Source organism: Carboxylicivirga caseinilyticus (assembly GCF_050589785.1).
GTDB classification, from domain to species: Bacteria; Bacteroidota; Bacteroidia; order Bacteroidales; family Marinilabiliaceae; genus Carboxylicivirga; species Carboxylicivirga caseinilyticus.
Genome location: NZ_JBNGOX010000087.1, coordinates 1 through 2,600, shown reverse-complemented (window position 1 = coordinate 2,600; position 2,600 = coordinate 1). Strand labels below are relative to the sequence as shown.

Sequence of the window (2,600 nt, the reverse complement as noted above, 5' to 3'; positions counted from 1 at the left end):
GTAAGCATCCGGTAAAGTCCATGTTGGTTTGATGAAAACCAGCAAAACTTTCAAATTAATTTGAAAACATTCGGAGTAATTTGAAAGTCCTTTGAAGCGACTTAGTCCTTTCTGTTGATTTGCTTTTTATAATTATGAGGTAGAAGTTCAGCAAGATCCTTGCTGTAATCCCGATCGTATTTGTGAACGTTTTCCAGGAAGAATATCATCCAATCCCGGAAGTTGATATCATGATTCTTGCAGCAGCCTAACATGGAGTAAAAAATCGCTGCATTCTCTGCTGCATCGTGATTGCCACAGAATAACCAGTTTTTTCTACCCAGAGCGATAGGGCGAATGCTATTTTCCGCCTGATTATTGTCGATATTGTACCGGCCATCCAGGTGATACCGGGATAGCTTGTTGAAAATATTATAAGTATACTTGATTGCTTTACCGATGCGCCCTTTGGGTAATACTTTTGGATATTCTTGTGACAACCATTTTTCAAAAACAACCATTATTGGGTAAGCCAGACGAGTTCTTAGGTCAGCACGCTGCTCATAGGATAAATCCTCCTGATCAGCCTGCCGCTCGACATCGTACAACAGGCCTATTTGCTCCAGTGCATAGGAAGCCCGGGCTTCATCTTCTTTTAAAGCCTCTTCAAACTTGCGGCGTGCATGCGCCCAGCACCCAATGGGCAGAACTCCTTTCTTATTTTCGTAAATATCATAAACAGCATAGCCATCTGTCTGTATGGCTCCCTGGTAATCTTTAAATAATTGCAGCGCTACTTTTTGTGCTCTGGAACCCTGATCATAATGAAAAAGAACAAGCTTTGGAATGACAGCTCTTAGCATCCAGATGTAACCTTTTACCGTTTTATGCTTTTCGTTATTAATGATCGGTATGGTTGTCTCATCACTTTGGATGTAATCCGTTTCCAAAATCAATTCTTTGAGCCTGTAATAGGCAGGGCGCATCAGATCAGCCACCTCCTGATTCCAGTCATTGATCGTGGATGGAGGAATGGAGATTTCCTGTTGCTTAAACATCTGCACCTGACGATAAAACGGAAGATGATTCACGTACTTATCAATTGTGATATCTGCCAGTATAGTTGCCCCTGCGTAGCTTTTAGCAATTGGCAGAGCAGGCATTTCTGCAGTGATAACAGAAGGCTGCTCGTCTGACACCTGGTTTTTCAGTGCATATTTATGGCGGATAATCCTGCGGACATAAAATCTGGCAGGCTCTTTCTCCAGAATCTCTGTAATTTCCGGTTGTAACTCGACACAATTTTCAGTATCAATGTTTTCAGGGTAAATGTGGTGGTCCTCTCTTGGGAGGTTCTCCGGCAGTGGTTTGCGAACAGGTTTCTTTTTAGTTTTTTCCGTTGATGGCTTTTTCTTAAACTGGTCGATTTCTTTTTTAGCGGTCACGGCCAGTTCTTTTTCCTCCGGAAGTAGTTCCAGCCCGTCAAAATCAAGGCGTCTTTGTAGTGGATCCGGGTTAATGAATCGCTCACTGGATTTTCCCCATATCTTGCGCTGAAGGGTTTCCACCTGTTGCTTTAGCTTATCAATGACCTGGTCTTTTTCGCTTATTTGAGCATTTAAAGAGGCTTTTTCAGCTTCAAAGTTCTCGTAGCCGGCAACCTGCCCTCTGAGCTTTGAATTCTCCCGAAAAAGCCTGTCTCGCTCTTCCAGGATTTGTTGTAAAAATGCCTCCTGTTCGCCTGTCATTTATCGGTGATTTTGATAGCTCAAATATACTAAAAATCAACGTGTCTATAAAATCTAAACCCCAATAAAAGCGGCTATTTCAGAGGTTTTTGCCATCTTTTTTTATTGGCTTTTTTACCCGAGGAATTACCTTGTACCATGGTCATCAAATCCTGCCAATTTATCTGGAAAGTATTGGTGTCTTCATCAAGAAGTGGCAAGGTAATATTCCCGGATTCAAGCCTCAGGTGATAGATGACGAGTCCTCCAAATTCCATGTGCAGGATTTTCATGCTTGTACATGCCCGGTTAATAAAAATGAATACATCTCCGTCCTGTACATTACGCCCCATTTGATTGGTCACCATCCCGCTCAGGGTATAAAAACTTCGCCTCATGTCAGTCGGGTAGGCATACAGGTAATAATTCATTGATGCGGTCAGACTAAACATGGTCACGGGTATTTAAAAGGATCAATGAACGGATTAATTCCAGGTCGGTACAACCGGTGAGTTTAACGCTTACGCCATTGGGAAAATTTATTTCGCATGACTGCGTTTCGTTTGCTGACGGTAAAACAGGATTTGACGGCTGCAGGATCTGATTCTGTGCTGGCATCGGAAAGCTATCGGAAGCTTCTTCGCTTTTAAGCACAATCGGAACAAAACCCTTCTTAGGTGGTAATTGCGCTTTTAGTTTATTCTGCCAATAGAAGAATTTGTTTTGTGTAAGTCCCTGATTGCTGCAAAAATCAGTCACTGTTAATCCTGATTCCAGGAAGTCATCGTAGATCTTCCGGAATTTCTTAGCGTTTAGCATGTCGTTCGTTTTTAGTTTTCCGAAAAATAAAAACTGACATGGGGATATTTTAGGCGGAGTTTACCGGATGCTTAC

At 42.2% G+C, this 2,600-nt stretch carries 3 protein-coding genes; all 3 read right to left on the bottom strand.

The window, feature by feature from the left end:
• Positions 1-101 precede the first annotated feature (101 nt).
• Positions 102-1,727 carry an IS66 family transposase gene (gene tnpC / locus ACRD62_RS22255; RefSeq protein ID WP_430822285.1) on the bottom strand — a complete coding sequence of 542 codons (1,626 nt, stop codon included), beginning with the start codon at positions 1,725-1,727 and terminating at the stop codon, positions 102-104.
• Between the two features lie 74 nt (positions 1,728-1,801).
• Positions 1,802-2,158, bottom strand: coding sequence for an IS66 family insertion sequence element accessory protein TnpB (tnpB, locus tag ACRD62_RS22250; RefSeq protein WP_430822284.1), 357 nt, complete (start codon positions 2,156-2,158; stop codon positions 1,802-1,804).
• Positions 2,151-2,525 carry an IS66 family insertion sequence element accessory protein TnpA gene (tnpA, locus tag ACRD62_RS22245; RefSeq protein WP_430822283.1) on the bottom strand — a complete coding sequence of 125 codons (375 nt, stop codon included), beginning with the start codon at positions 2,523-2,525 and terminating at the stop codon, positions 2,151-2,153. Before tnpA ends, tnpB begins: the two co-directional genes overlap by 8 nt.
• Between the last annotated feature and the right edge of the window lie 75 nt (positions 2,526-2,600).